Source organism: Nocardioides pyridinolyticus, assembly GCF_054653575.1.
Genome location: NZ_BAAIFY010000028.1, coordinates 20,602 through 46,268 on the forward strand (window position 1 = coordinate 20,602; position 25,667 = coordinate 46,268).

General features: G+C 69.1%; 29 protein-coding genes and 1 pseudogene. 23 read left to right on the top strand and 7 right to left on the bottom strand.

Annotated features, from left to right (window positions below):
- Positions 1–9: 9 nt before the first annotated feature.
- The 7 genes from ACYQ0U_RS19265 (at position 10) to ACYQ0U_RS19295 (ending at position 8,699) form a co-directional block, all read left to right on the top strand.
- The gene (locus ACYQ0U_RS19265) at positions 10–1,602 is read left to right on the top strand and encodes an ArnT family glycosyltransferase (protein ID WP_459975502.1); all 1,593 of its coding nucleotides are present in this window, start codon (positions 10–12) and stop codon (positions 1,600–1,602) included.
- On the top strand, positions 1,599–2,285 hold the full coding sequence (locus ACYQ0U_RS19270; protein ID WP_459975503.1) for a response regulator transcription factor: 687 nt from the start codon (positions 1,599–1,601) through the stop codon (positions 2,283–2,285). Before ACYQ0U_RS19265 ends, ACYQ0U_RS19270 begins: the two co-directional genes overlap by 4 nt.
- A 32-nt stretch (positions 2,286–2,317) precedes the next feature.
- The gene (locus tag ACYQ0U_RS19275) at positions 2,318–3,745 is read left to right on the top strand and encodes a sensor histidine kinase (RefSeq protein ID WP_459975504.1); all 1,428 of its coding nucleotides are present in this window, start codon (positions 2,318–2,320) and stop codon (positions 3,743–3,745) included.
- 77 nt (positions 3,746–3,822) lie between these two features.
- On the top strand, positions 3,823–4,872 hold the full coding sequence (locus ACYQ0U_RS19280) for a phosphatase PAP2 family protein (RefSeq protein ID WP_459975505.1): 1,050 nt from the start codon (positions 3,823–3,825) through the stop codon (positions 4,870–4,872).
- Positions 4,873–4,931: 59 nt separating this feature from the next.
- The gene (locus ACYQ0U_RS19285; RefSeq protein ID WP_459975506.1) at positions 4,932–5,711 is read left to right on the top strand and encodes a polyprenol monophosphomannose synthase; all 780 of its coding nucleotides are present in this window, start codon (positions 4,932–4,934) and stop codon (positions 5,709–5,711) included.
- Positions 5,708–7,942 (top strand): glycosyltransferase, encoded by a 2,235-nt coding sequence (locus ACYQ0U_RS19290; RefSeq protein WP_459975507.1) that lies wholly within the window; start codon positions 5,708–5,710, stop codon positions 7,940–7,942. The genes ACYQ0U_RS19285 and ACYQ0U_RS19290 overlap by 4 nt, the downstream gene beginning before the upstream one ends.
- Positions 7,943–7,949: 7 nt before the next feature.
- On the top strand, positions 7,950–8,699 hold the full coding sequence (locus ACYQ0U_RS19295; RefSeq protein WP_459975508.1) for a PIG-L family deacetylase: 750 nt from the start codon (positions 7,950–7,952) through the stop codon (positions 8,697–8,699).
- Positions 8,700–8,823: 124 nt separating this feature from the next.
- Here the strand turns inward: ACYQ0U_RS19295 and ACYQ0U_RS19300 are convergent, their stop codons facing one another.
- From ACYQ0U_RS19300 to ACYQ0U_RS19310, 3 genes are all read right to left on the bottom strand, one after another.
- On the bottom strand, positions 8,824–9,177 hold the full coding sequence (locus tag ACYQ0U_RS19300; RefSeq protein WP_459975509.1) for a hypothetical protein: 354 nt from the start codon (positions 9,175–9,177) through the stop codon (positions 8,824–8,826).
- Positions 9,174–9,581, bottom strand: a complete 408-nt coding sequence (locus ACYQ0U_RS19305; protein WP_459975510.1) for a MerR family transcriptional regulator — start codon at positions 9,579–9,581, stop codon at positions 9,174–9,176. Before ACYQ0U_RS19305 ends, ACYQ0U_RS19300 begins: the two co-directional genes overlap by 4 nt.
- A gap of 68 nt (positions 9,582–9,649) precedes the next feature.
- Positions 9,650–9,835 (bottom strand): hypothetical protein, encoded by a 186-nt coding sequence (locus tag ACYQ0U_RS19310; RefSeq protein ID WP_459975511.1) that lies wholly within the window; start codon positions 9,833–9,835, stop codon positions 9,650–9,652.
- Positions 9,836–9,921: 86 nt separating this feature from the next.
- On the opposite strand from ACYQ0U_RS19310, the gene ACYQ0U_RS19315 reads away from it, so the two are divergent.
- From ACYQ0U_RS19315 to ACYQ0U_RS19335, 5 genes are all read left to right on the top strand, one after another.
- Positions 9,922–10,275 carry a hypothetical protein gene (locus ACYQ0U_RS19315; RefSeq protein ID WP_459975512.1) on the top strand — a complete coding sequence of 118 codons (354 nt, stop codon included), beginning with the start codon at positions 9,922–9,924 and terminating at the stop codon, positions 10,273–10,275.
- Positions 10,272–10,625 carry a MerR family transcriptional regulator gene (locus ACYQ0U_RS19320; protein ID WP_459975513.1) on the top strand — a complete coding sequence of 118 codons (354 nt, stop codon included), beginning with the start codon at positions 10,272–10,274 and terminating at the stop codon, positions 10,623–10,625. Before ACYQ0U_RS19315 ends, ACYQ0U_RS19320 begins: the two co-directional genes overlap by 4 nt.
- 81 nt (positions 10,626–10,706) lie before the next feature.
- Positions 10,707–10,991 (top strand): hypothetical protein, encoded by a 285-nt coding sequence (locus tag ACYQ0U_RS19325; RefSeq protein WP_459975514.1) that lies wholly within the window; start codon positions 10,707–10,709, stop codon positions 10,989–10,991.
- The gene (locus ACYQ0U_RS19330) at positions 10,988–11,509 is read left to right on the top strand and encodes a hypothetical protein (RefSeq protein WP_459975515.1); all 522 of its coding nucleotides are present in this window, start codon (positions 10,988–10,990) and stop codon (positions 11,507–11,509) included. Before ACYQ0U_RS19325 ends, ACYQ0U_RS19330 begins: the two co-directional genes overlap by 4 nt.
- Before the next feature lie 22 nt (positions 11,510–11,531).
- Positions 11,532–11,867 carry a YnfA family protein gene (locus ACYQ0U_RS19335; RefSeq protein ID WP_459975516.1) on the top strand — a complete coding sequence of 112 codons (336 nt, stop codon included), beginning with the start codon at positions 11,532–11,534 and terminating at the stop codon, positions 11,865–11,867.
- A 607-nt stretch (positions 11,868–12,474) separates the two neighbouring features.
- Here ACYQ0U_RS19335 and ACYQ0U_RS19340 read toward each other — a convergent pair.
- A complete protein-coding gene (locus tag ACYQ0U_RS19340; protein WP_459975517.1) occupies positions 12,475–13,158 on the bottom strand; it encodes a DUF305 domain-containing protein in 684 nt (227 codons plus the stop codon).
- A 693-nt stretch (positions 13,159–13,851) separates the two neighbouring features.
- Here ACYQ0U_RS19340 and ACYQ0U_RS19345 point away from each other — a divergent pair.
- Positions 13,852–14,146 (top strand): annotated as a pseudogene (locus ACYQ0U_RS19345) (metal-sensitive transcriptional regulator).
- 60 nt (positions 14,147–14,206) lie between these two features.
- A complete protein-coding gene (locus tag ACYQ0U_RS19350) occupies positions 14,207–14,413 on the top strand; it encodes a heavy-metal-associated domain-containing protein (RefSeq protein WP_459975518.1) in 207 nt (68 codons plus the stop codon).
- On the opposite strand, the gene ACYQ0U_RS19355 is transcribed toward ACYQ0U_RS19350, so the two are convergent.
- Positions 14,340–15,278 carry an MFS transporter gene (locus tag ACYQ0U_RS19355; RefSeq protein ID WP_459975519.1) on the bottom strand — a complete coding sequence of 313 codons (939 nt, stop codon included), beginning with the start codon at positions 15,276–15,278 and terminating at the stop codon, positions 14,340–14,342. The two genes, ACYQ0U_RS19350 and ACYQ0U_RS19355, sit on opposite strands and share 74 nt — an antisense overlap.
- Positions 15,279–15,436: 158 nt before the next feature.
- Between ACYQ0U_RS19355 and ACYQ0U_RS19360 the strand changes: the two genes are divergently transcribed.
- Both ACYQ0U_RS19360 and ACYQ0U_RS19365 read left to right on the top strand, forming a co-directional pair.
- Positions 15,437–15,736 carry a DF family (seleno)protein gene (locus ACYQ0U_RS19360; protein ID WP_459975520.1) on the top strand — a complete coding sequence of 100 codons (300 nt, stop codon included), beginning with the start codon at positions 15,437–15,439 and terminating at the stop codon, positions 15,734–15,736.
- A 314-nt stretch (positions 15,737–16,050) separates the two neighbouring features.
- The gene (locus ACYQ0U_RS19365; RefSeq protein ID WP_459975521.1) at positions 16,051–16,389 is read left to right on the top strand and encodes a YnfA family protein; all 339 of its coding nucleotides are present in this window, start codon (positions 16,051–16,053) and stop codon (positions 16,387–16,389) included.
- Between the two features lie 525 nt (positions 16,390–16,914).
- Here ACYQ0U_RS19365 and ACYQ0U_RS19370 read toward each other — a convergent pair.
- Complete coding sequence (locus tag ACYQ0U_RS19370; protein WP_459975522.1) at positions 16,915–17,235, bottom strand: VldE C-terminal domain-containing protein; 321 nt, start codon at positions 17,233–17,235, stop codon at positions 16,915–16,917.
- Between the two features lie 4 nt (positions 17,236–17,239).
- On the opposite strand from ACYQ0U_RS19370, the gene ACYQ0U_RS19375 reads away from it, so the two are divergent.
- The 5 genes from ACYQ0U_RS19375 (at position 17,240) to ACYQ0U_RS19395 (ending at position 21,491) form a co-directional block, all read left to right on the top strand.
- Positions 17,240–17,602: a hypothetical protein gene (locus tag ACYQ0U_RS19375; protein ID WP_459975523.1), complete on the top strand. Its 363-nt coding sequence runs from the start codon at positions 17,240–17,242 to the stop codon at positions 17,600–17,602.
- Between the two features lie 419 nt (positions 17,603–18,021).
- Positions 18,022–18,447 (top strand): flagellar basal body-associated FliL family protein, encoded by a 426-nt coding sequence (locus ACYQ0U_RS19380; RefSeq protein ID WP_459975524.1) that lies wholly within the window; start codon positions 18,022–18,024, stop codon positions 18,445–18,447.
- 124 nt (positions 18,448–18,571) lie between these two features.
- Positions 18,572–18,928 (top strand): ArsR/SmtB family transcription factor, encoded by a 357-nt coding sequence (locus ACYQ0U_RS19385; RefSeq protein WP_459975542.1) that lies wholly within the window; start codon positions 18,572–18,574, stop codon positions 18,926–18,928.
- 167 nt (positions 18,929–19,095) lie between these two features.
- Positions 19,096–21,021, top strand: a complete 1,926-nt coding sequence (locus tag ACYQ0U_RS19390; protein ID WP_459975543.1) for a heavy metal translocating P-type ATPase — start codon at positions 19,096–19,098, stop codon at positions 21,019–21,021.
- Positions 21,022–21,170: 149 nt separating this feature from the next.
- Positions 21,171–21,491: a methyltransferase family protein gene (locus tag ACYQ0U_RS19395; protein WP_459975525.1), complete on the top strand. Its 321-nt coding sequence runs from the start codon at positions 21,171–21,173 to the stop codon at positions 21,489–21,491.
- Here the strand turns inward: ACYQ0U_RS19395 and lnt are convergent.
- Positions 21,478–23,034 carry an apolipoprotein N-acyltransferase gene (gene lnt, locus ACYQ0U_RS19400; RefSeq protein ID WP_459975526.1) on the bottom strand — a complete coding sequence of 519 codons (1,557 nt, stop codon included), beginning with the start codon at positions 23,032–23,034 and terminating at the stop codon, positions 21,478–21,480. The two genes, ACYQ0U_RS19395 and lnt, sit on opposite strands and share 14 nt — an antisense overlap.
- Before the next feature lie 166 nt (positions 23,035–23,200).
- Between lnt and resB the strand changes: the two genes are divergently transcribed.
- Together resB and ccsA are read left to right on the top strand one after the other, a co-directional pair.
- On the top strand, positions 23,201–24,679 hold the full coding sequence (gene resB, locus ACYQ0U_RS19405; protein WP_459975527.1) for a cytochrome c biogenesis protein ResB: 1,479 nt from the start codon (positions 23,201–23,203) through the stop codon (positions 24,677–24,679).
- Positions 24,676–25,593: a cytochrome c biogenesis protein CcsA gene (gene ccsA / locus ACYQ0U_RS19410; RefSeq protein WP_459975528.1), complete on the top strand. Its 918-nt coding sequence runs from the start codon at positions 24,676–24,678 to the stop codon at positions 25,591–25,593. Before resB ends, ccsA begins: the two co-directional genes overlap by 4 nt.
- Positions 25,594–25,667: the final 74 nt, after the last annotated feature.

A 25,667-nucleotide genomic window follows, 5' to 3' on the forward strand; every position in this document is an offset into this window, starting at 1 on the left:
GGTCCCCGTGTGACCACTACTGTCAGCGACCGCACGTCCGGACCGGCTCGGGCAATCCCCGCAGCGGAGGCCGGCGCGCGCGCAAGCAGGCGGGGTTGGGCAACCTCGGGGTTGCTGTTCGCGGCGCTGCTGACGACGGCCGCGTGGCTGCCGTTCCTGCACAGCCCGTTGACCTCGGACGAGAGCGGGTTCCTGCTGCTCGCCCAGCACTGGAGCCCGGGCCATTCGTTGTATGGCGACTATTGGGTCGACAGGCCTCCGCTGCTGCTGTGGTTGTTCTCCGTGGCAGCCCATCTCGGACCGACCAGCGCGACGGCGGCTGGGGTCACCGCGCCAGGTGTCAAGGTGCTCGGCGCCCTCGCCAGCGGGGCGTCGATGATTCTGGTTGGCGTTCTGGCCCGCCAGCTCGCCCCAGAGGCACGGTGGGCCCGCCGTACGGCCGTGGTGCTGGCAGCCGCGCTGTTGTCCAGCCCGCTGTTCGGGATGCCGGAGACTGACGGCGAGGTGCTGGCGGTGCCGTTCGTCATCCTCGGCCTGGTGTGTCTGCTCGCGGCGCTGCGCCGGCCGTGGGGACCGCGGGTGTTCGCGCTCGCCGTCGGGGCCGGCGCGTCCGGCATGGCCGCGGCGCTGGTGAAGCAGAACGTCATCGACGTCTTCGTGTTCGGAGTCGTTCTCGTGGTGCTGTCGCGGGGCCGGGTGAGCCGGCTCGGGGGACGCGCGGCCGCGTTTGTTGCAGGAGCTGCGGGGATGCTCGGCGCGGCGGTCGCAGCAGCCTGGGCCCAGGGCACATCGGTCGGTGACCTGTGGGATGCGATCGTGGTGTTCCGCATCCAGGCCTCGGGGGTGATCGGCTCCTCGGCTTCGGAGGCCACTCCGCAGCGCATGACCGGGTTGATCGTTGCGTTCTTGACCAGTGGCGCCGCAGTGGTGCTGGCCGTTTCGGCGGCGACGGTCCTGACGCGCATGGTGCGTGCGCGGCGACAGGCGGCCCCGGCTGCTGCGAATCCGTCCGAGTCGACCGCCGGCCTGACGTGGCCGGTGGTCGCGCTGGTCGCCTGGGAGCTGTGCGGGGCCCTACTGGGCGGCAGCTACTGGCTGCACTACCTAACCGGCCTGCTCCCGGGCCTGGTACTCATGATCGCCATCGCCCGGCCCGGGCTGTGGTCCAGGCGAATGTTGACGGTTGCGGTGGCCTACACCGCGGCGGCGAGCCTGGCCGTGTGGGTGCACCACGTTGCCACCCCGGCCTCCGTCTCGTCGGATGCGCAGGTGATGTCCTACCTGCGCGAGCACGCGCAGGCCTCCGACGGGGTCGTGGTCGGGTTCGGACATCCCGACATCGTCGCCGGCAGCGGGCTCCAAAGCCCGTACGAGCACCTGTGGAGCCTGCCCGTGCGAGTTCGGGACCCACGCCTGGAAGAGCTGCGGGAGGTGATGGCCGGGCCATCGGCTCCGCGGTGGCTGGTCGTGGCCGGCGACAGCCTCGACACGTGGGGGCTGGATGCCGGCGAGGCGCAGCTGTATCTGGAGCGGCATTACGTTGAGCGGGTGAGTTACGGCGACTGGCACATCTGGCAACGCGAGGACGAGGCGACCCGATGAGGATTCTGGTTGCCGAGGACGACGTCCGCCTGGCTGGCCTGCTCGAGGAGTCGCTGGCCGAGGCCGGGTGGCAGGTTGAAGTCGTGCACAACGGTCGCGTCGCCTACGACCGGCTCCTGACCGACACGAGCTTCGACGTGGTGCTCCTGGACTGGATGCTGCCCGGCATGGATGGCGTGACGGTGGCACGACGCCTGCGCGGCATCGGGATGGCGACGCCGATCTTGATGCTCACCGCCCGTGGAGACGTGCGCGACCGGATCGACGGCCTGGATGCGGGGGCCGACGACTACCTGCCCAAGCCCTTTGACCTCGACGAGCTCCTCGCCCGATTGCGTGCGCTGTACCGCCGGGGCGGTTTCAGCGGGGAGGCGCCGGTGCAGATCGGTGACCTGGTGGTGGACCCCGTGGCTCGTCGGGCTTCCCGCAGCGGTGTCGAGATCACCCTGTCCGCGCGCGAGTTCGACATCCTCTACCTGCTGGCCTCCCACGCCGGACAGGTGGTGACCCGGCTGACGATCCTCGACGAGGTCTGGGACGGCGAGACCGACCTGCGCAGCAACGTCATCGACGTCCACCTCGCCGCGATCCGCGGCAAGATCGACAAGCCGTTTGGCACCGACACGATCACCACCCTGCGCGGAGTTGGCTACCGACTAGAGACCCCGGTAGCGAAACGATGAGCGAGCTCCGCTCACGGCTCTCACGTCTCCCGTTGCGGGTCCGCCTTGTCGCCGGGTTCTCCGCCGCGAGTCTCGTTGTGCTCGTCGCGGCCGGTGTCTTCGTCTACTGGAGGGTCGAGTACGCCTTGGACCGCGGACTCGACACCGAGCTGACCCAAGCGAGCCAGACACTCCAGCCACTTGTTCAACCCGACGGACAGGTGAGCAGCCGGTCCCCGGCCGATGCCACCGGTGTGGCCTGGCAGGTGCTGGACACCGACGGCACCATCCTCGACAACGGTGGCCCCGCCGGGGCGACCGCACTGCTCAGCTCGTGGCAGCTCGAGCGAGTGGCCACGACGCCCCGCACCTTCGACGTGGGCGACTTCCTACCCGTCTCGGGCGAGCCGTATCGTCTGCAGGTTGTCCAGCTCTCGGCGTCTCCGCGGCGTTATCTGCTGGTGGGGGTCCGGCGTGACCACCGCGACGAGGCGCTGCGAGAACTCCTCGTGCAGCTCACCCTCGCGGGATTCGGTGCGCTGCTGGTCACCGCCTTGGTTGGCGAGCGGCTGGCCCGCGCCGCGCTGCGCCCCGTCGAACGTTACCGACGTCGCGCAGCGGCGATCGCGGCCGGCAACACCAGCCTGCGGCTCGACGTGCCTCCCCTGCGCGATGACGAGATCACCCGTCTTGGGCACACCTTCAACGAGATGCTCACCACCCTCGAAGGTGCCCTCGACCGTGAGCGGCAGTTCGTCACCGAGGCCAGCCACGAGCTGCGCACTCCGATCACGCTGCTGACCAGCCGGATCCAGCTCGCGCTCCGGCGGCCCCGCACCCCGGCCGAGCACGAACGCATCCTCACCGAGCTCAAGGTCGACCTCGATCGGCTCGCCGCGCTCTCAGACCAGCTCCTGAAGCTCGGCCGAGTAGACGCAAGTAACACCGCCGGTCACAGCGACCTCGTGACCGTCGCCAGCCGGACGATCAACCAGCGACGACTGGCCGATCCAGAGCACGCGGGCACCCTCACCGTCACCCTCCCCGAGCACCACCTGATGGTGCCGCTGGCCGACTTCGAGCTGGAGCGGGTGGTCACCAACCTCCTCGACAACGCCGGTGTCCACGGGGCGCCGCCGGTCGAGGTGAGCGTCGACGAACCGGCGCCGGGGTGGGCGCGACTGATGGTCGCAGACTCCGGCGACGGCATGTCGCCCGCACTGCTAGCCACGGCGACCCAGCGCTTCGTACGAGCCGATGAGGCGCGGCCTCGACCCGGTTCGGGGCTCGGGCTCTCCCTGGTCGCGGCGCTGGTCACCGGAGCGAGCGGCGAACTACGGCTCTGCCACGAGGGTCGGCACTCCTCGCACGGGCGCGTCGCCTCGGTGCCGTGCACGCACGGGCCGGCGATGACAGTCACGGTGCTCCTGCCGACGGCACCCGTACTGACCGACGCATCCGGGACACAGCCAGAGGGGTAGTGGCGCACCTGTCGGTGGCGGTTCATCCGGTCTTCATGCCTGGGCGTCTAGGTTCCCGGCGTGAAGGAGTTGAGTCCATGAGCGCCCTCCAGCAGTCGAGCGCCAAACCGGTCAGCAGGGTCCGCGAGGCACCGCGCTCATCGTGGTTTCGAGCGGCGCGGCTGTGGGCCGTCGTCGCCTGCTTCCTCGGGGCCGGGATCGCGCGGTCAGTCCAGGTCGGTATCCCGTTCCGCGACCCGCACGGTGCGTTCCTGGTCAGCCGCGTGCTCCTGACCCTCGGGATCTTCCTTGGGCTCCTCGCCCTGGACGGACTCATCCGCACCGGTCGCCCCCGGACAGCACGGCGGGTGTGGGCGACCATCCACCTGCGGTGGACTCCGAGCCGGCTGGCACTCGCGTGGACCGCGCTCCTGGCCTACCACCTGACCTACTTCACTTATCACAACCTCAAGAGCTGGGACGTCTTCAACGCCTCGCGCGACGCGATGCTCACCCAGTGGGACCGGTGGCTGTTCTTCGGTCACAGTCCCGCGGTCCTGCTCCACGACGTGTTGGGCAACCATGCCGCGGCGTGGGTGCTGATGGGTTGGTACGAGTCGTTCCCGAGTCTCGTAGTGGTCGCGTTCCCAGCCGCTGTCGTGATGGCCAGGCGAATGCGTGACGCGTACGTCGGGATCGCGGCGTTCGTGTGGGTGTGGATCCTCGGCACCGCGACGTACTACTTGATCCCCTCGCTGGGGCCGTTCCAGGCCGAGCCGGGTGACTTCGCCGGACTGCCGCACATGATGATCCAGGACACCCAGGCCCGCTACCTGGCCCAGCGTGACTACCTGCTCGCGCACCCGCACGCCGGTGACGCGTTCGCGCAGGTCTCTGCGTTCGCCAGCCTGCACGTCGGCGTGACGGCCACGATCCTGGGGCTCGCGTGGTGGCATCGCTTGCGGCGCACGACCATCGCGCTCGGAGTGTTTCTGGCCGGGACAATGGTGGCCACGGTCTACCTCGGCTGGCACTTCGCCGTCGACATCCCCGCCGGCCTCGCGATCGCCTCACTGGCCTGGTGGCTGGCTCCGCGGACTATCGGTGTACGTCGTCCACCGTCCGCGGCCCAACGGCTGGAGGCCTGACCGCCCTGGTGGGTGGTGGCTTCATGTTCGCTTCATGGGCCCCCGCCTACGGTCCGGCTATGCGTTGCGCGATCGTCATTCCGACCTACAACGAGGCAGCGACCCTCCCAGCGCTTCTGGGTGCCCTCGATGCGGTCAGGGCCACCACCCAGCACACGTCGCTCGACGTCCTGGTCGTCGATGACAACAGCCCCGACGGCACCGGGGCGCTGGTGCGCTCTCACCGGGCCTTCGGAGACTGGCTAACCCTGCTCACCCGCACGTCCAAAGAGGGCCTCGGTGCCGCGTATCGTGCCGGTTTCGCCGCAGCCATCACCGACCGCTACGACGCGATCATCCAGATGGACGCCGACGGCTCCCACCCGGCCACCGCCGTTCCGGCCATGCTCGCGCTGCTGCGCACACACGACGTCGTGCTCGGCTCCCGGTATGTCACCGGGGGCGCGACGGAGAACTGGCCGCTTCGCCGCCGGGTCCTGTCATGGTGCGCCAACTTCTACGCGCGCCACCTGCTCGGCCTGTCAACGCGAGACACCACCTCAGGTTTCCGGGCCTGGCGTTCCGACGCACTGGTCGCGGCCGGAGTCCTGCAGACCACGTCCAACGGCTATGGGTTCCAGGTGGAGAACACCTGGCGCAGCGAACGGCTCGGCCTGCGGGTCGCCGAGCATCCGATCACCTTCACCGAGCGCACCGCCGGCGCTTCCAAGATGAGCCCCGAGGTCGCCCGCGAGGCCGCCACCCTCGTGCTGCAGTGGCGGCTTGGCGAGATCACGCACCGCACCAAGGACGCGCCGCCTGCCCCATGCGCCCAATCGAGCAATGTGGCGTCGCGATGACCCTGACGGACTTGCCCGGCCAACGGGGCGACACGCTCGCCGCAGCCGCGAGTTCGCCCGTGCGCCGTCCGCCGGCGTGGGGGCGCTTGAGGTTCCTTGCATCCTGGCTCCTCGCCCTCGCCTTGGTGGCGGTTGTCCTCCCACAGACCGTCGATGAGTCCTGGGCGGGCGTTTTCCCGGTGCTGCGATCCGTGCATTGGCCCGCCTTCCTCGCACTCGTCGTCTTGTGGCTGCTCGGGCTCTTCGTCCACTCCTTCGTTCTGACGGCGGCGGCACCCGCCCTCACACACCGGCGTGCCATGACTCTCAACGTGACCGGCAGCGCGCTCGCCAACGTGGTCCCCCTTGGCGGAGCCGCCGGAGTCGAGCTCAACCGTCGGATGATGAAGGCCTGGGGCATCGACACCCGCTCCTTCACCGGCTACACCTTCCTGACCAACCTGTGGGACGTCGGCTCCAAGCTGCTCCTGCCCATCATCGGCGTCATCGTGCTCGCTCGCGCGGGTGAGACCGTCACGCCGCAGCTCACGACGATGTCGCTGCTCGCCGGTGCCGCCTTCGCCGCCCTCGCGACCTTCGCACTGGTGCTCCTCCTTAGCCCACGAGGGACCGGTCTGCTCGGGCGCGCCATCGAACAGACGCTGCGCTTCGGGCTGCGGTTGATCGGTCGCGACCACACCCCGGGATTCCCGGACCTGCTCAACGACGTCCGGCGGGAGTGCGCGGGCCTGGTCGCCAGCGGATGGGTTCGGATGACGACCGGCATCTGCGGGTACGTCGCGCTGCAGTGGCTCCTGCTCGGGTTCTGCCTGCAGTTGACCGGGGCGGGAACCACCTGGCCCGAAGTGCTCGCCGGGTTCGCCGTCGAGCGACTGTTCACGATCGTCCCACTCACCCCGGGCGGCGTCGGTATCGCGGATCTGGGCCTGGTCGGTGTGCTGCTGACGCTGGGCGGCGACCCGGCAGGCGTCAGCGCTGCGGCCCTGCTGTACCGCCTGTTCATCTTCGCCATCGAGATCCCCGTCGGCGGTGGGGTCCTGGGACTCTGGTTCCTCGCGCAGCGCTCTACTCGCAGGCCAACGGTTGATTCGGTGCGGTCGATCGGCTCGATCCGCCGGGTCGCGCACGTCACCGATGTCTTTCTGCCGCGCCTGGGCGGCATTGAGACCCACGTCGACGACCTCGTCCGACACCAGCGCGCATCCGGCCTCGACGCCCACGTGCTCACCCCTACCGCCAGCACCGGCCCCAACCCGGCCTGGGTACATCGCCTACCCGCCGCTCGAGTGCGCAGCCTTGTCACCGACTACGACGCCGTCCACGTCCACATCTCGATGTGGTCTCCCTACGGCGTGAGCGTTGCCCGCGCCGCGATGGCCGCCGGCATCCCCACCCTGATCACGGTGCACTCGATGTGGGCAGGCGCCGGCGGACTCCTCCGCCTGGTCTCCCTCACCAGCCTCCGCCGGTGGCCCGTCGCCTGGTCCGCGGTCAGCACGGCCGCGGCCGAGGCCTTCCGCCGGTCGCTGGGCAACGCCGACGTCGCCGTGTTGCCCAACGCGATCGACATCGGCAACTGGCGGCCCGACTACCGAGACCGGCGGGGTGAGGCGGCAGGGACGCCCGAGAACGGACCGATCATCTTGGTGAGCGTCATGCGCCTCATGCCGCGCAAACGCCCGCTAGCGCTGCTCAAGATGTTCGCCGAGGTTCGCCGGCTCCTTCCCGACCGCGACTTGAAGCTCGTCGTAGTCGGCGACGGGCCCCTGCGCCGGCGTGCCGAACGCTACGTTCAACGCCACGGACTCGACCAGGTTGTGCGGATCACCGGCCGGATTCCACGAACAAGGGTGCTCGACGAACTGCGCGCCGCGGCGATCTACATCGCCCCGTCACCCAAGGAGTCGTTCGGAATCGCCGCACTTGAGGCGCGGTGCGCCGGCCTACCCGTCGTCGCGAACAGCCGCAGCGGCGTCAGCGAGTTCATCGGCGACCGGACCGACGGGATGCTGGTTGCCAACGACACCGAGATGGTCTTCGCGATCGCCGACCTGGTGCGCGACGACCGCCTGCGCACTCGAATCGCGGCGCACAACCGGCGCAGCGCCCCCAAGCTCGACTGGAGCGATGTCCTTCGACGCACTGATGCGCTCTACCAGAAGGCCGCCGACCACGTCGGCGCCGCAGCCCCCACGATTGACGCCCCGTATGCGCTCGCGGCGGAAGCCTGAACTCGCCATGTCCACCATCGTGTCCGTGCATGCGCACCCCGACGACGAGGCATTGTTGACGGGCGGCTGGCTGGCCCAGCGTGCCGCCGCCGGTGACCGCGTCGTGCTGGTGTTCGCCACCGATGGCGACGCCGGGCTCGCGGCCCCCAAGTACTCCGTAGGGGCGCTTGGGCAGACACGGCGCCGCGAGGCCGCAGCCTCCGCGAGAGCACTCGGAACCGCACGCATCGCCTGGCTCGGCTACGCGGACTCCGGCATGGCCGATGCGCCCACGACCAGGAGTGGCCGACTGGTTGACGCACCGATCGAGGACGCAGCCCGCGCAGTTGCGGTGATCCTCGACGAGGAGGACGCCGACATTCTCACCGGCTACGACGCCAACGGCGGCTACGGACACCCCGACCATATCCATGTGCACCGGGTTGCCCGTAAGGCACAGCAGCTCGCTTCGCGTCGCCCGCTGCTGCTCGAGGCCACCCTCGACCAGACGTGGCTGTTGCGCATCCTTCGTATTCTCCGACCCCTCGGACGGTGGGGCCCAGGCCTGACCCTCCCCGGCGACGACATCTACACCCCTCGCACCGACCTGACCCTCAGGGTCGACACCCGCAGCCACGTCGACGCCAAGCGCGCCGCTCTGGCGGCCCACACCTCGCAAACCGGGGGCGGCGTCCGCACGATCGGCCTGATCCTCGCCCTGCCTCGACCACTGGCCCGCCGACTGCTCGGGATCGAGTGGTTCCACGCGGTCCCGTAGGGCAGCTGGGCAGCCCCCACGATGCGGTGCTTCTGCTGGGATCAGGGGTGATCCCGATGCGGCAAAGGAGCGTGGGATCCGTCGATGCACCGCCTTATCGACAGGGCCGAGGGACTCGGCTCGGCTATGCCAGGCGCTCGGGCCCTCGCTGGGCTCTACCGCCAACCGCTCCAAGATCGATTGCATCCCCCTGCGCCAACGCCACGCGCAACTGGTCCACCGACGGGGCGGGCACGAGCCTGCCGTCCTCATCGCGATGAAGGCGGCAGGACACTCCGCTGACAGATGCATCGGGTGACGCGAACGGATCGATCCCACCGATGAGAAGCGTCGGCGATCCGTTCATCCCGAGCATGGCGGCCTCTGCGTCCGTGGTGACCTCCCGGATGTCGATCGGGAGGTCTGTGGCCTGGGCCAACCGGTCCAGCATCGGCTCCAGGTTCGGGCAGTCGGTGACGTGCAGCACCTCGAGCTTCATACGACCGCCTCCTTCGTGGCTGCGAGGGCGTCGAGCAGGGCGCAGCTTCGGTCGGCCCGGGGGAGCTCGCACGGGTCGACCAAGGCGGTCAGCGAGTCGCGCATCCGCTGGAGATCCGAGATCCTCCGGCTGAGGTCGGCCCGGCGCTGCTCGGCCAGGCCGCGAGCTGCGTCACAGCTGTCCGGGCCGCCGGCATCCAGGTGCAGGAGCTCATCGACCTCCTGCAGGGTGAACCCGAGCTCCTGGGCACGCTTGATGAACACGAGCAGGTCAACCGTTGACGCCGGGTAGTCGCGATAGCCGCTCGCGGTGCGCGGTGGTTCAGCGAGCAGGCCGCGGCGTTCGTAGTAGCGCAGGGTCTCGCTGTTCACGCCAGCTCGATCCGCCAGCTCTCTTGTCCGCATGCCCCCATCGTGAACCCTGTACCCGACTACGGAGTCAACCCGTGGCGATCAATCCCGGCAGCCGGCCGTCAGGACAGGTCTTGGTCGCGCTTCCACTGCTCGGTGGCGGAACTCTTGTGCTGCATCCCGAACAGTCGGGCGGGGAACCACCACTTGACCGCCCGGCCGACAGCGGTACGGCGGCACCAGCAGTCGGCGTCGCATCCACACTCGCGGTTGCGTGGGTTGTGGCGCTGCATCACCGTGCGGCTCACAGTGGCGAGTCTAAATCGCGAGCGTTGTGAGCCGTGATGAGGCGACGCTTGCATCCTGTACCTAGGTACGGGTTTACAGTCGAGTCATGACCGACAACCTCCTGGTGGACGACGACTGGGTCCCCGCCGCGTGCACCCTGCCCACGGCCGAGCAACCGCTGCGACGGGCGGAGTTCGATGACATCTTCGCCGAGGACGTCCTCAGCATCAATCAGGCCTCACCGTTGGAGGTCCGGTTCGAACTGCGCCCCGACGCCGAGGTGGCCGCCCGGGCCGCCGGCCTGGCTGCAAAGGAGACCGGCTGCTGCTCGTTCTTCACCTTCGGCCTCACCATCACCGACGGCACGGTCTCGATGACCGTGTCGACAGAACCAGCACATGGGGCCGTCCTTGCGGCGCTGGCCGAGCGCGCGCAGGCAAAGGTCGGGTCCCGTTCGTGAGTGCTGCGCTGCGATCCGGACAGGTCGCCGAGGCAGTCGGGGTGAACGTCGAGACCCTGCGCTACTACGAACGCCGCGGCATCATCCCCGAACCCGACCGGAGCCTGGGCGGCCACCGCCTCTACCCCGAGGAAACCGTCACCACCCTGCGGGTGATCAAGGCGGCCCAGAACCTCGGCTTCAGCCTCGACGAGGTCGCCGAGCTACTCGAGGCCGGACGCCACCACCACGGTGCGGGCGGAGGGTTGCAGTCACGAACCGAGGCCAAGCTCGCCGAGGTCGAGCAGAAGATCGCCGACCTCCAGGTGATCCGCGCCAGCCTGATCGCGGGCCCGCGACGCGGGTTGTGACGACCTGATCCAGTGCGCGCAGTCGGACTGCTGCCCCATCCCGTTCGTCCAGATCGGCCTCCGCCCAGAAGAGAGCAACGCGTGAACCCGTCCCTGAAGGATCGCCACCTGTTTGGGGCGGGTGCCGCAGCCTGCGCGGTGTGCTGCGCCGCTCCTCTGCTGACCCTCCTTGGAGTCGCGGGCGCTGCGGCCACGGTGGCGACGTTCGTCTTCGCCGGGATCGTGTTCGGACTGGTCGTGGCGGCTGGTGCGTTGCTCGCGGTCTGGAATCAGCGACGCCAACGCCGACGTGATGCGTGTGCACCGGAGGTGGTGGGCCCGGTCGACGTCGAGCTCACGGTCAAGCGGCTCGGAGGCGACGCATGAACACGCCCCGACGACTTGCAGCGCTGTTCGCAATGCTGATGGTGCTCTCGGCCGCGGCCTTCGTGGTCGGCACAACCGTGGAGCGAAGCCAAGGGCACTCCGAGGCCGCAGTGTCCGAGACCCACACCGACGAAGGATCCGAGACACACCACGAAGGCGCCAGCGAGGAGACCGAAGGGGCCAAACCGCACTCGGAAACCTCGGAGAACTCGGAGACGATCGCGGGCATCGACGTCGAGGGCACCCCACTGATAGTTCTCGGTGCCCTGCTGTCGTTGGCGCTGGCGGGAGCCGCTCTGCGGTGGCCGCGACGCGAGGTGTTCGCAGTCGCCACTGCGTTCCTGCTCGGGTTCGCGGCCCTCGACGTCCGTGAGGTCGCGCACCAGCTCGACGAAAACGCGAGCGGTGTGGCGGCGCTTGCCAGTCTCACGTTGGCGCCCCATCTCGCGGCGACGGCAGTCGCCGTACTCGCCATCACCCGGACTTCAGGCGATCGCCCCGCGGCGACCGCGGCCTGACGTTCACCATAAAGTGCCCATCATGGAAGTCCTTCGTAGCGTGGGCTTGTTCGTGCTCGCGGCCGTCGCCGAGATCGGCGGCGCTTGGCTTGTCTGGCAAGGCGTCCGAGAGCACCGCGGCTGGATCTGGATCGGCGCCGGCATCGTGGCGCTTGGCGCCTACGGCTTCGTCGCGACCCTTCAGGAGGACGCACACTTCGGCCGCATCCTCGCCGCCTACGGCGGCGTCTTCGTCGCCGGCTCACTCGCCTGGGGGATGGCGATGGACGGCTTCAAACCCGACCGGTACGACGTCATCGGCGCTCTCGTCTGCCTCGCCGGCGTCGGCGTGATCATGTACTCCCCCCGAACGTCGTAGCTCGCCTACCGTCACTCGCGAGAACGACGAGGGCCCCAGCACAAGCTGGAGCCCTCGTGGCCGAGTTCTGAGTTCGAACAGCGAGTTCGAGCTCTACGTGAGAAGTGACTACAGGTCGTAGTACTGACTGACTGACCCATGCTGACCTGCGCAAACGTCGAAGATATTCGACCATTTGTACCACGCTTGTAACGAGTGGGCATCCTACGTTGAGTGCGTGAACGTTGTGGACACCGGTCAATGATCGCGGTTCGCCCTGAACTCCTGCGGAGCGCAAGAGTTGAAGCAGTAGGAACCCGGTGCGGGTCAGTCCTTATTGCGGTGGGTGGCGGCGGTCGGCGCCCCGACCCGGAGGACGAGGGCCAGCGCGGCCGAGGTGAGGTTGGCCAGACCCTGTCCGACGGCCAAGCATCGTCGCCGATCGGGTGATCAGGCTCAGGCCCACGCGCGGCAAGTGCCGGCGAATGCGCGCCATCGAGGTCCTGCGCCGCGACCTTGGGCAACCTCTGATCGATGCACAACCGCATCTAGGAAGCTGAACCGGCTTGGGTCCCGGCGCGTCTGCCGGGACCCAAGCGCAGTCCGTGTGCGCGTCTGCCGAGACGTGCTACGACCCGATGAGCTCCTTCATGGTCTCGATCTCGGAGGTCTGCGTCTCCTCGATGGTCTCGGCGAGGTCGATGGCGTCGGGGTTCTCGCCGTCGGCCTGTTCGGTCTGCGCCATCTCGATCGCGCCTTCGTGGTGCTCGATCATCATGGATAGGAACATCCCGTCGAAGGCCGGTCCGGAGGCCGACTCCAGCTCGTCCATCTCGTCGGACGACATCCTGCCCGGCATGTCCTCCATGCCGTCCATGCCGCCGTGGTCCATGTCGCCCACGTCAGCGCCGGTGTCGGGGACGTCTTCACCCCAGGCCTCGAGCCACGAGCTCATCGTCTCGATCTCGGGTCCTTGCGCGGCGCTGATGTCCTCGGCGAGGTCCTTGACCTCTTGGCTTTCGGCGTTCTCGACGGCCATCTCCGCCATCTGCACGGCCTGGGCGTGGTGGGGGATCATGTCGGTCGCGAAGCTGACGTCTTGGTCGTTGTGGTCTTCGGAGGCGGCTCCGCTGCCGCTGTCGTCACCACCGCAGGCGGTCAACGCCAACCCCAGGGCCACCAACGGGGCGACGAGTTTCACGGTCTTGTGCTTGGTTTTGATCATGCTTCTCTCTCCTTCGGGTCTGTGCTTTGGGCAGGCACGAGTGCCCGGACACCCGCGGTGGCGTCCGAGCGGCGTGCCCCTCAGCACCGCCAGATGGAAAGTTCCGCCCTCAGCGGAGGGCTCAGGTCTCGCGCGGTCACCGGCAGTTGGGCGACGCGGGAGGTGAAGGCGCGGCGCGGGATCGTCCACGCACGGCGACCCCTGGTCCACCGGCGGAGCCACAGGACGCCGAATGCCAGCAACGCCAGGCACATCCCCAGAAGCGCAGCACCACCAGATGGCTTGTGTGACGAGCCTGTCGCTGACTCGAGGGATGTGGCGTCGAGGTAGGCGGGCGAGGTTTCGGCTTGTGCGGCGGCACCCGCATCGTGCCCGGTCACTCTCATCTGCGCGGTCGACACCTCCGCCGTGGCGGTGTCTAGTTTGGACATCACGGCGCCCGAGGTCGACGCCGAGTGCATCGACGAGGCTCCCTCAGCGGAGTGGAGGCCGTGCATGCCGAGTCCGTGCATCGCGAACAGGCCCGCGACTACAGCGACGGCCAGCCACCAACCGGGCCCGAGCGATACCGCACGGTGACGCAACGCCTTGCGCGCGCGTTGCGACCGCGGAGCAGGGCCGTGGGGACGGGCCCTCTCACGCTTCTCGCGTCGCGGCGTTCGTGTGGCCATCACCAGCCATGCTAGGGGCGGGGTCCACGCGCGCCCGCCACGAGGTCACCCCCGCGGGCTGAGAGTGGCGGCCAGGAGGCGATACCCGCAGGGGGTACGCTCCGAGGTCATGGAATCGGAGAACCAGCACGGCTACCTCCACGCGAAGGACGCCTACCTGAAGCGCCTGCGTCGATCGAGGGTCAGGCCCGCGGACTGCAGCGGATGGTCGAGGAGGAGCAGTCTGCATCGACATCCTCACCCAGGTCTCGGCGATGACCAAGGCCCTGCAGTCGGTGCCACTTGGGCTGCTGGACGAGCACATCGCGCATTGCGTCGCCGACGCCGTGAAGGAGGGCGGGTCCGAGGCCGACCTCAAGCTGAAGGAGGCCTCGGACGCCATCGCCCGCCTGGTCCGCTCCTGAGGGAGTAGGCCCCGTGCGTGGATTCGAGAGCCCATCCAGCCCGACAACGAGGAGCAGCTGATGAGTCAGATCCAGACTTACACCGTGACCGGTATGACCTGTGGCCATTCTGTCGCCTCCGTGGCCGAGGAGGTGCAGGAGATCCCGGGCGTCGATGAGGTGTCCGTGGTCCTGGAGTCCGGTTTCGTGACGATCACCAGCGAGCAGGGAGTGGGCGACTCCGACGCCAGGTCGGCCGTGGAGGAGGCGGGCTACCAGCTCGCCTGAGCCCGGGGTCGACCGGTGACGCAAACCGCCCGTGCGAGCCGCCCATGAGCGCGACGAGCCGCCACCCCTGGGGGGCTCGACGCGGTGACGCGGCATCGAACTCGTGGAACGTTGACAGCACCCCGGAGGCGATGCCGGCCTCGTGCGGCGCCACGTTGCCCAGGGCGGTGGCCGCGGCCACGACGAACAGGCCGCCGATGCCGGCCGCGCCGAGGCTGATGCCGACGACCACACCGACGGTGGTCGGCCACAGGGCCGGGACCGCGAGCCCGATCGCGGCGACCGCCAAGCCGGCCACGCCGAGGCTGCGGCCGCCAGTGCGGCCAATCAACCGGCCGCCGAGGTTCGCGTCGGCCATCGTGAACAGTGCGACCGGGAGGAACAGCAGCCCGGTAGCCAGCGGGCCGAGGTCGGCGACCTGCTGCAGGTAGAAGGAGCCCAAGAAGAAGACCGCGACCATGAGCGCGGTCGCGATGCCGATCGTGAACACCCCGGCGAAGGCGGGACGACGGAACAGCAGTGAGAGGTCCATCAGGGGGGGCGGTGCGTTGACGCAGGCCGAACAGCAGGTAGCCCACGATCGCGACCGCGAACAGGCCCAGGTGCTCGGCTCCAGCCACCCGGACTCGCCGGCGTCGATCATGGCGTAGATCGCGGTGCCGGTCGCGGCGGTGACCAGGAGCGCGCCGAGGACGTCGAGGCGAGGGAGTCCAGGGCCGAGTCCCGGGCGGTGTTGTTGGAGGCCGCCCTGGTGCCCGGTGACCTGGTGTCGAGGGGGGAGCACCTCGATGGTCTTGTCGTGCGCCGCGATGACGCCCAGAACGTGAACGGTCACGATGGCGAGCACCTTGATCGTTGCCAGCATCGTCGGATTCTGGCAAAGCCTGTAGCTGATGGGGGTCTGCCCCCGGTTGAGTTGGCACCAACAAGACCGGGGCAAATCCAGGCATCGTTTGATGCCGACGAACTGGGTGGATACTTCTGACACATGGGTCACCGACCCGGCAACGTGAAGGGTGAGTCATGAAGGTTGAGTTGCTCTACTTCGATGGGTGCCCGAACTGGACCGTGGCCGACGAGCGCCTCGCCGAGGCTTTACGAGTGGTGTCACTCGACGACGTCACGGTGCACCGGCGCAAGGTGGAGACTGAGCAGAACGCTATCGCCGTGCGGTTCACCGGCTCACCCACAGTTCTCGTTGATGGACGAGATCCATTCGCGACAGGTGATGAGCAAGTGGGGCTGGCTTGCCGGGTCTACGCGACACCGCAGGGTCTCGCTGGATCGCCCAGCCTGGCGCAATTGGTAGAGGCACTGTCTTGAAGCGAGTCACTCTGTTCCTGCTTGGCGGCTACCTGCTGCTTGCTGTGAGAACAAAGTCGCGGAGGTCGCCGGCGCGAGGCGATGTCACTGTGCCGATGACTGTTGGTGCCGACGCCCCGTCCTCAGCGTGTTCCGCTGGGTGCTCCCATGGCCCAGGGATCGTCGTGATGCATCGTTCAGGCTTCCCTATCGAGGAATCCTAAAGGCCGGCTCTGGCCGCACCATCGGGATCTGCCGCGACCTGCTCGCTCCCACGGACGTGCGGCCGTTGCAGCAACCACCGTTGTGACTGTCTCCGCTGGCACACTGCCCGCATGCTCATCGCCAAATCCCTGCTGCTGTTTGCCCTCGCCGCCGTCGCCGAGATCGGCGGCGCCTGGCTCGTCTGGCAGGGAGTCCGTGAACACAGAGGCTGGATCTGGATCGGCGCTGGCGTCATCGCTCTCGGACTCTACGGCTTCGTCGCCACCTTGCAGCCGGACGCCAACTTCGGACGCATCCTGGCTGCCTACGGTGGGGTGTTCGTCGCCGGGTCACTGGCGTGGGGCATGGTCGCCGACGGCTTCCGACCCGACCGCTACGACATCGCCGGCGCACTGATCTGCCTGGTAGGGGTCGCCGTCATCATGTACTCACCCCGATCCACCGTCTGAGCGCGTCCGGACATGGCTCCCCTCTGTGTCAAGAAGCTGCCGGTAGCAGGGTTCGAGGATTGGCAGTGGTAACTGTCGGCGCGACCGCTGGAGGCCAGGAGATAGCCATCTCGTTCCGGACTCGTGCGAGGTCGAAGCGATCTCGCCGAGACGCGGCAGGCCGTTCTGAAGCTGGCTCTGAGACGCCAACTGCGAGCCGGTAGGGAACCGCGCCCCGACAGCTGCCGTTGGACCGGCCCCTCTGTCCTGACAGGGATTAGCAGTTAGTGGTTGGCGGCGCCCTCGGAGACGTCGAGTAGGGGGCAGCTCGTCGACCTCGACGAGGGCGAAGACGAGGCGCATCCGTGTGGTCGAGGATGAGCGTTAGACGGAGGTGACTGCTCGGAGCCCGAGGCAGCGGAAGTCGGATTCGGGCGCGTCCACGGCGTTCACGCTCGAGGGGACTTCGAGCAGGCCGTGCATCCCGCTGGACACACGACCACGCCTATTGATGCCGAGGCGGAGTCGAATCGACGGGGGGGCACACTAGGTGGTGACGTGAACGTCGTCGTAGTGGTTGGCCGTGACCGACCCGCAGTCTTCCATGAACCGCCAGCACTCGCTGGAGCGGTCCACTGACCAGATTTGCTGCGCGTGGATCACATAGTTCACACCGAGCTCGGAGAAGTTGGCCCGTACGAAGTCGGCGACTTCCTGTCCACGGGCCCCGCTGACCATGATGTCGACGGCAATGCCCTGAGCGTGCTCGCCATCATCCCGGAAGGTGCCGTACGTCGCGATCTCCGGAAAGTTGGCACACACGGCTTGATGCACGGCCGCAATTTTCGGGCTCACCCCACTGGGCACGGACGTGCCGTTGCTGCACGTGGCACCGGTCGCGTCGCCCGGAGGAACGGGCGCCGTCTGCATCGTCGAGGGCGTCGGGCTTCTCGTCGGTCAGGCAACCCTCGGTCACCCAGCGAGCCTCAACGTCGACGACGACCTCGATCCTCCCCGCTGCCACGCGACCGGTGACGAGAACCTTCTTGGACTCCCGAAGGAGTCCAACCTTCGCAGCATCGGCGCCGGGATCCGTCCACAGGCGGAGGGGAGCCGTAGTGAAGAGTCGGTCATCTGCGCCGCGAACGGCCTTCGCGACGGCCGGCTCCTCGAGCATCTCCAGCCAAGGCTCCTCGCGAGTGAAGCGCCCTGGGAGCGGGACACGACGGGCTGACGCGCAAGGGGTTCGGCTGCCGGTCCGACGTCGGCGTCGACCCCAAGGGCCACGCTGCTGGAGCCGCTGGCGACGAGCACGTCTTGTGTCCCAGAGTTCGCGGCCACCACGCCGACGCCGACGGAGAGGAGCGTGGTGAGGACGGCCAGTCCTCCGGAGACGAACGGCGTCCTAGGCAGACGGAAACGGCGGGCATCGGCGTCCCGCTTGTGGCCACAGCGCTGATCCTTCGCTGTTGCTGACGGGGGTAGACGTCGAGGCGCTTGGCCGTGGACGCCCGAGAGGTCACCGAGTGAAGCACTGGCCGGCCGAGGCGGTCAACTATGCCAGATAGTAGATGCCTCAGATTCGGCGACTCTCGGCCGATATGACGTTGGGGTGACGCATCCCAAGGAATCCATGAGGTGGAGGTAGGAGACATGGTCGACGCATCGCAGGTCGCAACCGAGGGTCGCAAGGGCGCCTCCCGGAAGAAGCTGATCGTCGCGGTGCTCCTCATCGCCGTCGTCGGGGGAGTGGCCTACTGGTTCCTGCTCAGGCCGACTCCAGAAGCAGCCCCCGAGCCAGGCGAAGTGGTGGCCCTGGAACCGATCCAGGTCAATCTGGCCGACGGTCACTACCTGCGAGTGGCGATCGCTCTTCAGGCGACCTTGGACGTGGAGGAGGAGGTCGACGGCAGCCGTGCCCTCGACGCCGCCATCGAGGTCTTCTCGGGATTGCCCGTCGACGAGGTCGCCAACACCAAGTCGCGAGAGGCCCTCAGGTCAGAGCTGGAGGAGCGCATCCTGGAGCTGTACGAGGGGGAGCTCATGGACATCTACTTCACCGAGTTCGTCACGCAGTAGCGCCCGCGCAGCCTGTGTGACGGTGCGACAGTCGGCCTGCGGAAGAAGCCTTCACCGCTGGCGCGCCGCTCGTCGAACAGGTCAGCGCTTGCTGACCGGTCCGGACCGGAGTTATGGTCAGTGTGTGCTGACCATAACTTCCCGGGTTGAGGTGATGACTCGTCTGGGGCGAGCCATGGCCGACCCGACGCGTGCCCGGATACTGATGAAGCTCGTGGAGGAACCCGGCTACCCGGCGCTGCTGGCGCAGGAGCTGGACCTGACGAGGACCAACGTGTCCAATCACCTCGCCTGCCTGCTGGGCTGTGGACTCGTGGTCGCCGAGCCGGAGGGCAGGCGCACCAGCTACCGCATCGCCGATCCCCACCTGGGCGAGGCCATTTCGCTGCTGCTCGACGTGGTGGTCGCCGTCGACGACGGTTCCGGGTGTCTCGGCGAGGCATGCCCCCTGGGCTGCTGCGGCGCGGAGGTCCAGCGGTGAGTCGCGAGTGCTGTGGCCCGGACGAGCCGACTCCGTCTGCTGACGGGCGACCGACGTTCGCGCTGCTGGGTGGGCCGCCGGTGAGCGCAGGAGGCGACGACGTCCCGTCTGGGCATGACCCGGACGACGACTGCTGCGGACCGCGGGCGGTCTCGGCCGACACACCCTTGACCTACGAGGAGCTCACGCCGTGGTGGCGTGAGCGGACGCTCCTGCTTCCCGCCCTGTCCGGCGTGCTCCTCGCTGGCAGCCTCGTGGTTGGCCGTCTCGACGCCGAACGGGTGCAGCTGGCTCTCGAGGTCGGGTCCCTCGCGGCCGGGGCGTGGACCTTTGTGCCCGGGGCCCTGCGCCGGCTGCGACGTGGCCGACTCGGTGTCGGGCTCCTGATGACGATCGCGGGCGTCGGCGCGGTGGCGTTGGGACGATTCGGGGAGGCGGCGGCCCTGGCCTTCCTGTTCTCCATCGCCGAGGCGCTCGAGGAGCGCGCCATGGACAAGGCCCAGCACGGCCTCCGCGCGCTGCTCGCCCTCATCCCCGACACTGCCCGCGTCGAGCGCCAGGGCCACGAGCACCTGGTGAAGGCAGCCGACCTCGAGATCGGCGACGTCCTCATCGTCGGTGCAGGCGAGCGAGTGTCCACCGACGGTGTCGTCGAGGAGGGCGCATCGAGCCTGGACACTGCCGCCATCACCGGCGAGTCGATCCCGGTCGCGGTCGGGCCTCGGGACGAGGTGTCCGCCGGATCCGTCAACGGCTCCGGCACGCTCCGGATCCGCGCCACCGCCGCCGGTACCGACAACTCGCTGACGCAGATCGTGCGGCTGGTCGAGCAGGCCCACGCCCGGAAGGGCGACCGGGCGCGCCTCGCCGACCGCATCGCCCGGCCGCTGGTCCCCGGTGTGCTTCTCCTGTCGGCGAGCGTCGCGTTCCTCGGTCTGCTGACAGACGCCCCGGGCATGTGGTTGGAGCGGGCGCTGGTCGTCCTCGTGGCGGCATCGCCGTGCGCCATGGCCATCGCAGTGCCGGTCACCGTGATCTCGGCGATCGGTTCGGCGAGCAAGCTGGGTGTGGTCATCAAGTCCGGACAGGCCTTCGAGCAGCTGGGGACCATCACCACGGTGGCGCTCGACAAGACGGGCACTCTGACCCGCAACCGGCCCGAGGTCGTCGCCGTGGCCCCGGCAGAGGGCTTCTCGCGCGATCAGGTGCTCGGCTACGCCGCAGCGCTCGAGGCGACCAGCACCCACCCGCTCGCCGAAGCGGTCCGCGCTGCCAGCAGGGCAGCCGTGCGAGCGACCGGCGTCGAGGAGCACGCCGGGCGCGGGGTGGTCGGCACCGTTGACGGCCGGGTCGTACGCGTGGGCAGTCCCCGCTGGGTCGCGCCTGGAGTGCTACAGCGAGACGCGGACGGCATGGCTGCGCAGGGAATGAGCATCGTCGTCGTGGGGGTCGAGGAGAAGGTGGCGGGCGTCATCGGCGTCCGCGACGAGCTGCGACCGGAGGCCGCAGCGGCGGTCTCCATGCTGCGTGAGCGCGGCATCGAGGTGCTCATGCTCACCGGCGACAACCAGCGGACCGCGGAGGCACTCGCGCACGAGGCCGGCATCACCGACGTGCGCGCGGAGCAGCTTCCCGCGGACAAGGCGGACGAGGTGGCCTCACGCGCGAGCCGTTCACCGATCGCGATGATCGGCGACGGCATCAACGACGCACCCGCACTCGCCGCTGCCACCGTGGGTATCGCGATGGGCGCAACCGGCTCCGCAGCGGCGGTCGAGTCGGCCGACGTGGCGTTCACCGGTCACGACCTACGACAGATTCCACTCGCCCTGGACCACGCCCGCCGCGGACGCCGGATCATGACCGGCAACATCGGCCTCGCTGTCGCGATCATCGTCGTCCTGGTCCCGCTGGCGCTGACGGGAACCCTCGGGCTGGCGGAGGTCGTGCTGGTCCACGAGCTGGCGGAGGTGCTCGTCATCCTCAACGGGCTGCGCGCGGCCCGGTTGAGTCGCGACGCTGCTCAGACCCACCCGGCGACGCCATCACCCGGAGTCCCGCAACCCGCGTCGCTCAGTGCGCCGCGACGATGAGCCGAACTGACGCCGGAGCGGGCGTGCCACCGCTGGGGTTGTGCCTGGCGGCGGCGCTGGCGCAACACCTGCTCGGACGGCCGTCCCGCAGGCGACGCAAGGCGGGGCGACCGGTTGCGGCGGCCGCCACCGCCGCAGCGTCTGCAGTCGTGCTTGTCGCACCTGTGCTGCGGTTCCGCGCCCGGCGGACGACCGTCGACCCGCGCCCGGGGGCTGCACCCTCCGCACTGGTCACCGGCGGGCTGAACGGTCACACCCGCAACCCGATGTACCTCGGGATGGCCGGTGTCCTGATCGCCCACGCGCTGTGGCTGGGGCGAGCTCGTACCGTCCTTCCGCTGGTCGGGTTCGTGGCGTGGATCGACCGGGTCCAGATCCCAGGCGAGGAGTCGGCGTTGCGATCGCGGTTCGGCGCCGACTTCGAGGCCTATGCGTCGCGGGTGCCACGCTGGCTGATCACACTCCGGTAGCCCGCTCGCGGCGAGTACGCCAGCAGGCCGCGAGCAAGCCCGCGACCGCGAGGGCGTAGGCGGCGCGGGCGGGCCACGCCCCCAGCCGGACGGCGAGCGTGGTGCCCGTCTCGGCGGACACGGAGACGACCGTGGCCCCGGACCGCGCCGCGGGAAGCCGAGCGATCACACTGCCGTCGGGCGCGATCGCCCCGGAGATCCCGTTCATCGACGACACGACGACCGAACGGCCCAACTCGATGGCGCGGGCCCGGGTGAGCATCCACTGCTGCTCCTGCTGCGCGGTTCCCAAGAACATGGCGTTGCTGGTCTGGACGACGGCCAGCTGGGCGCCCTGGGCCACCTGCTCGCGCAAGACGTCGTCGTAGGCGACGTCGAAGCACAGGGCCATGGCCAGCGCCAGGTCGTCGACCAGGAGCGGCGCGGGCGCAGTGCCGGGCACCATGTCCCGCCCGATGTCGGCAACGCGGGTAGAGATCCGCTCCGCGAGCGGACGCAGCGGCACGTACTCCCCGAACGGCACGAGGTGCTGCTTGGTGTAGCGACCTGCGGGACCTTCGGTGGTCCACGCGACGGCCTGGTTGAGCGCCGTCGAGGTCGTCGGACCGTCGAGGATCGAGCCGGCCAGCACCGGGGCGCCAGAGACGGCGGCCGCGGTCGTGAGCGTGTCCCGCGCGGTGCCGTCCGTGGCGGGGTCCACGGCTGTGGCGTTCTCTGGCCACACGACCAGGTCCGGGGCCGGACCGGCGGCGCCCCACGTGCGAGCCAGCCGCCGCGTCTCGAGGAGCAGTGTGCTGGTGACCTCCCGGTGATGGGCGGCGACGTCGGTGCCATCACCGGGCACCTCTGCCTGGACGACGGCGATGTTGACCGACTTCAGCCGAGATGCAGCGGCCTCGGCGCGCTCCTCCGGGAGCCAGGCCACCGGGACCAGCAGCAGGACCCCGCCGACGGCGCACCCGACGAGCACCGGCCGCGTCGCAACCACGACGGGACGTCGCGCACGGACGGCCTCGACGGTTCCCGCCACTGCGGCGCCTGCCAGAGCCACGACGGCGCTGGTCCCGGCCACGCCCACCAGGGCGAGCAGGATGGCCCAAGGGGTGTCCACGGCCGTGTAGCCGAGGCGGCCCCACGGCAGGCCACCCCAGGGGACGGTCGACCGGGCGCCTTCGACCGTGGTCCAGAGCGCTGCTACCCACACGGGCCAGTACGCCAAGCGTCGAACCAACGCTGTCACGGCCCCCAACGCGGCGAGCCAGCCCGCCTGCAGCAGTACGAGCGCGACCCACGCTGCAGGTGCGATCGACGGGCTCAACCACCACAAGGTCGGGCCGAAGAACGCCACGCCGAAGACAGCCCCGGTCACCCCTCCACTGCGAACGCCGCGTCGGCTCACCGCCAGGAAGAAGGCGCCCACTCCCAGCGGCGCCACCAGGGGGACCGACCAGGGTGGGAAGGCCGCTGCGAGGGTGAGCCCACCGACCACAGCTGCAGCCATCGCCTCGCCCCGCGTGACCATCCGACCTCCTGACCCCGACATCTACTATGCCGGATAGTATGTCGGAGTGGAATCGCGAGAATCGCGCGCACCGGGCGCTCAGGGGGTCGCGCAGCGTCCCCTGCCGGACGTCGACCGCGATACCCACTCGAAGCGGCCGTCCGAGCTGGCCGCCTGGGCCCGATGGGCTTGGCGCCGGCTCACCGCCATGCGCACGGCAGTCGTGCTGCTGATCCTGCTTGCCGCCGCCTCGATCCCCGGTTCGTTGCTGCCGCAGCGCGGAGTCGCCAGCGATCCCTCCGCCGTGCCCACCTACTATCGCGAGCACCCCGACGTGGCGCCGTGGCTGGATCGGCTCTCACTCTTCGACGTCTACAGCGCACCGTGGTTCGCCGCCATCTACGTGCTGCTCCTGATCTCCATGACCGGCTGCGTTGTCCCCCGGTGCGCTCAACTCTGGCGGGAAGCCCGCTCGCTCCCGCCGGCGGCGCCCCGCCGCCTCAGCAAGGAGGACCAGTACGCGCGCGGAGAGGTGGACGAGGTCGAGGACGCCCTCGAGACGGCGGTCCGCCACCTGCGTCGTCGGCGGTTCCGAGTGGTGCGCCACGGCGACGAGGTCCGGGCCGAGAAGGGGCAGGTCCGCGAGCTGGGCAACCTGGCCTTCCACTTGTCCCTGCTCGTGCTCCTGGTCGGCGTCGCCGGCGGCCGGCTCTTCGGCTACGAGGGGCGCGTCGCGGTGGTCGAGGGGTCCACCTTCGCCAACGTCGCCTCGTCGTACGACGCGCTGACCCCCGCGCCGTGGGCCGACCTGGCGGCACTCGAACCACTGGAGCTGACGCTCGAGGACTTCACCGCCGAGTTCGAGACCGAGGGCCCCAGGTTCGGGGAGCCTCGTGATTTCGACGCGACCGTGTCCTACCGCAGCGATGACGAAGGTGAGGGCACCCTCGCCGTCCGCCCCAACCGGCCGCTCGACATCGACGGGACGAAGTTCTTCCTGACCGGCCACGGCTACGCCCCGGAGCTGACCGTGCGTGACGGCAACGGCGACGTGGCGGCATCGGGACCGACGATTTTTCTTCCCGTGGACCAGACCTTCACCTCCGACGGCGTGGTGAAGGTTCCGGACGCGCGGCCGACGTCGCTTGCCCTGCAGGGACTGTTCCTCCCCACGGGCGTCGAGGGACCAGAGGGGATGGGTGTCTCGGCATACCCGGGGCTGGCGAACCCGATCGTCCAGCTCAGCGCCTACACCGGCGACCTGGGTCTCGACGACGGCAGCCCACAATCTGTCTTCACCCTCGATTTCACCGATCTCGACCGGGTCGCGCGCGACGACGGCGAGCCGTGGCGGGCGTCGCTCGCGCCGGGGCAGACCGTCCGGCTGCCTGATGGACTGGGTTCGGTGACGTTCGACGGAGTGTCCCAGTTCGCGAACTTCCAGGTCGCCCGCGATCCGGGCAAGGAGATCTCGCTGGCGGCGGCGGTCCTGCTGCTCCTCGGCCTGACGACGTCGTTGGCGGTACGCCGAAGGCGGGTCTGGGTGCGGCGCGCCGACGACGGTTCGCTCGAGCTGGCCGGTCGCTCGCTGTCTCGCCGGCCGCTTCCCCCCGAGGACCTGACCACACTGGCGAGCGCCGTTGGCCTGCGAGGCGACACACACGGACGACGAGAAGAGGAGCGATGACGCAGCAACTCGACCTGGCAGGTGCTTCCGATGTCCTGGTCACCTCCGCGCTGGCGGTGTTCTCCCTGGCGCTCGTCCTCTACGCCGCGGCGGCGGCCCTGGCACGAACTGTCGGCGCCCCGGGGTTACGTGTCCTGGCTCCGGTCGGCGGCTGGGCAAGCGGCGCCGATCACGTGGGGGACCAGGTCAGCATGCCCTCGGGTCGCGCTGCCCGCATCGGTCGTGCGGGTACGGCCCTGGTGGTGCTCGGCACCGTCCTGGTGTGTCTCGCGGTCGTGGCGCGCGGACTCGCCGCGGGACGGGCGCCTTGGGGCAACATGTACGAGTTCGGGCTAACAGGCTCGGCGGCCGTCGCCGTCGTCTTCCTCCTTTTCATTCGCGGTCGCGACGTGGGCGGGATCGCGGCGTGGCTGGTCGCCGTCGTGCTGGTGCTGCTGGGTGTGTCGATCACGTCCCTCTACACCCCGGTGGACGACCTGGTGCCCGTGTTGAACTCTCGCTGGTTGGTCGTCCACGTGGCGGCGGCGATCGTCTCCGGAGCCCTCTTCACGGTCGGGGCCGTCGCCACGGTCGCCCATCTGGTGCGCCGCCGGCGCGGTGCCGGCGACGATGACCGGTTCGCCGACCTGGCCCACACGGTGCACTTGGTCGCCTTCCCGATCTGGACCTTCGCAGTGATCGCGGGCGCGGTGTGGGCCGAGAACGCTTGGGGACGCTACTGGGGGTGGGATCCCAAGGAGACGTGGGCCTTCATCACCTGGGTCCTTTACGCCGCCCACCTCCATGCGTTGTCGACGGTCGGGTGGCGTCGTGGGGCGTCGTTGCTCGCGGTGGCCGGTTTCCTGGCCTTCGTGTTCAACTTCTTCGGGGTCAACCTGTGGATCCCGGGCCTTCACTCGTACGCAGGGGTGTGACGGATGGATCTCTCGGGTCTCTCGACGATCGTGATCGCGCTCTTCACCTTGGTTGCGACTCTGCTGGCGCTCTA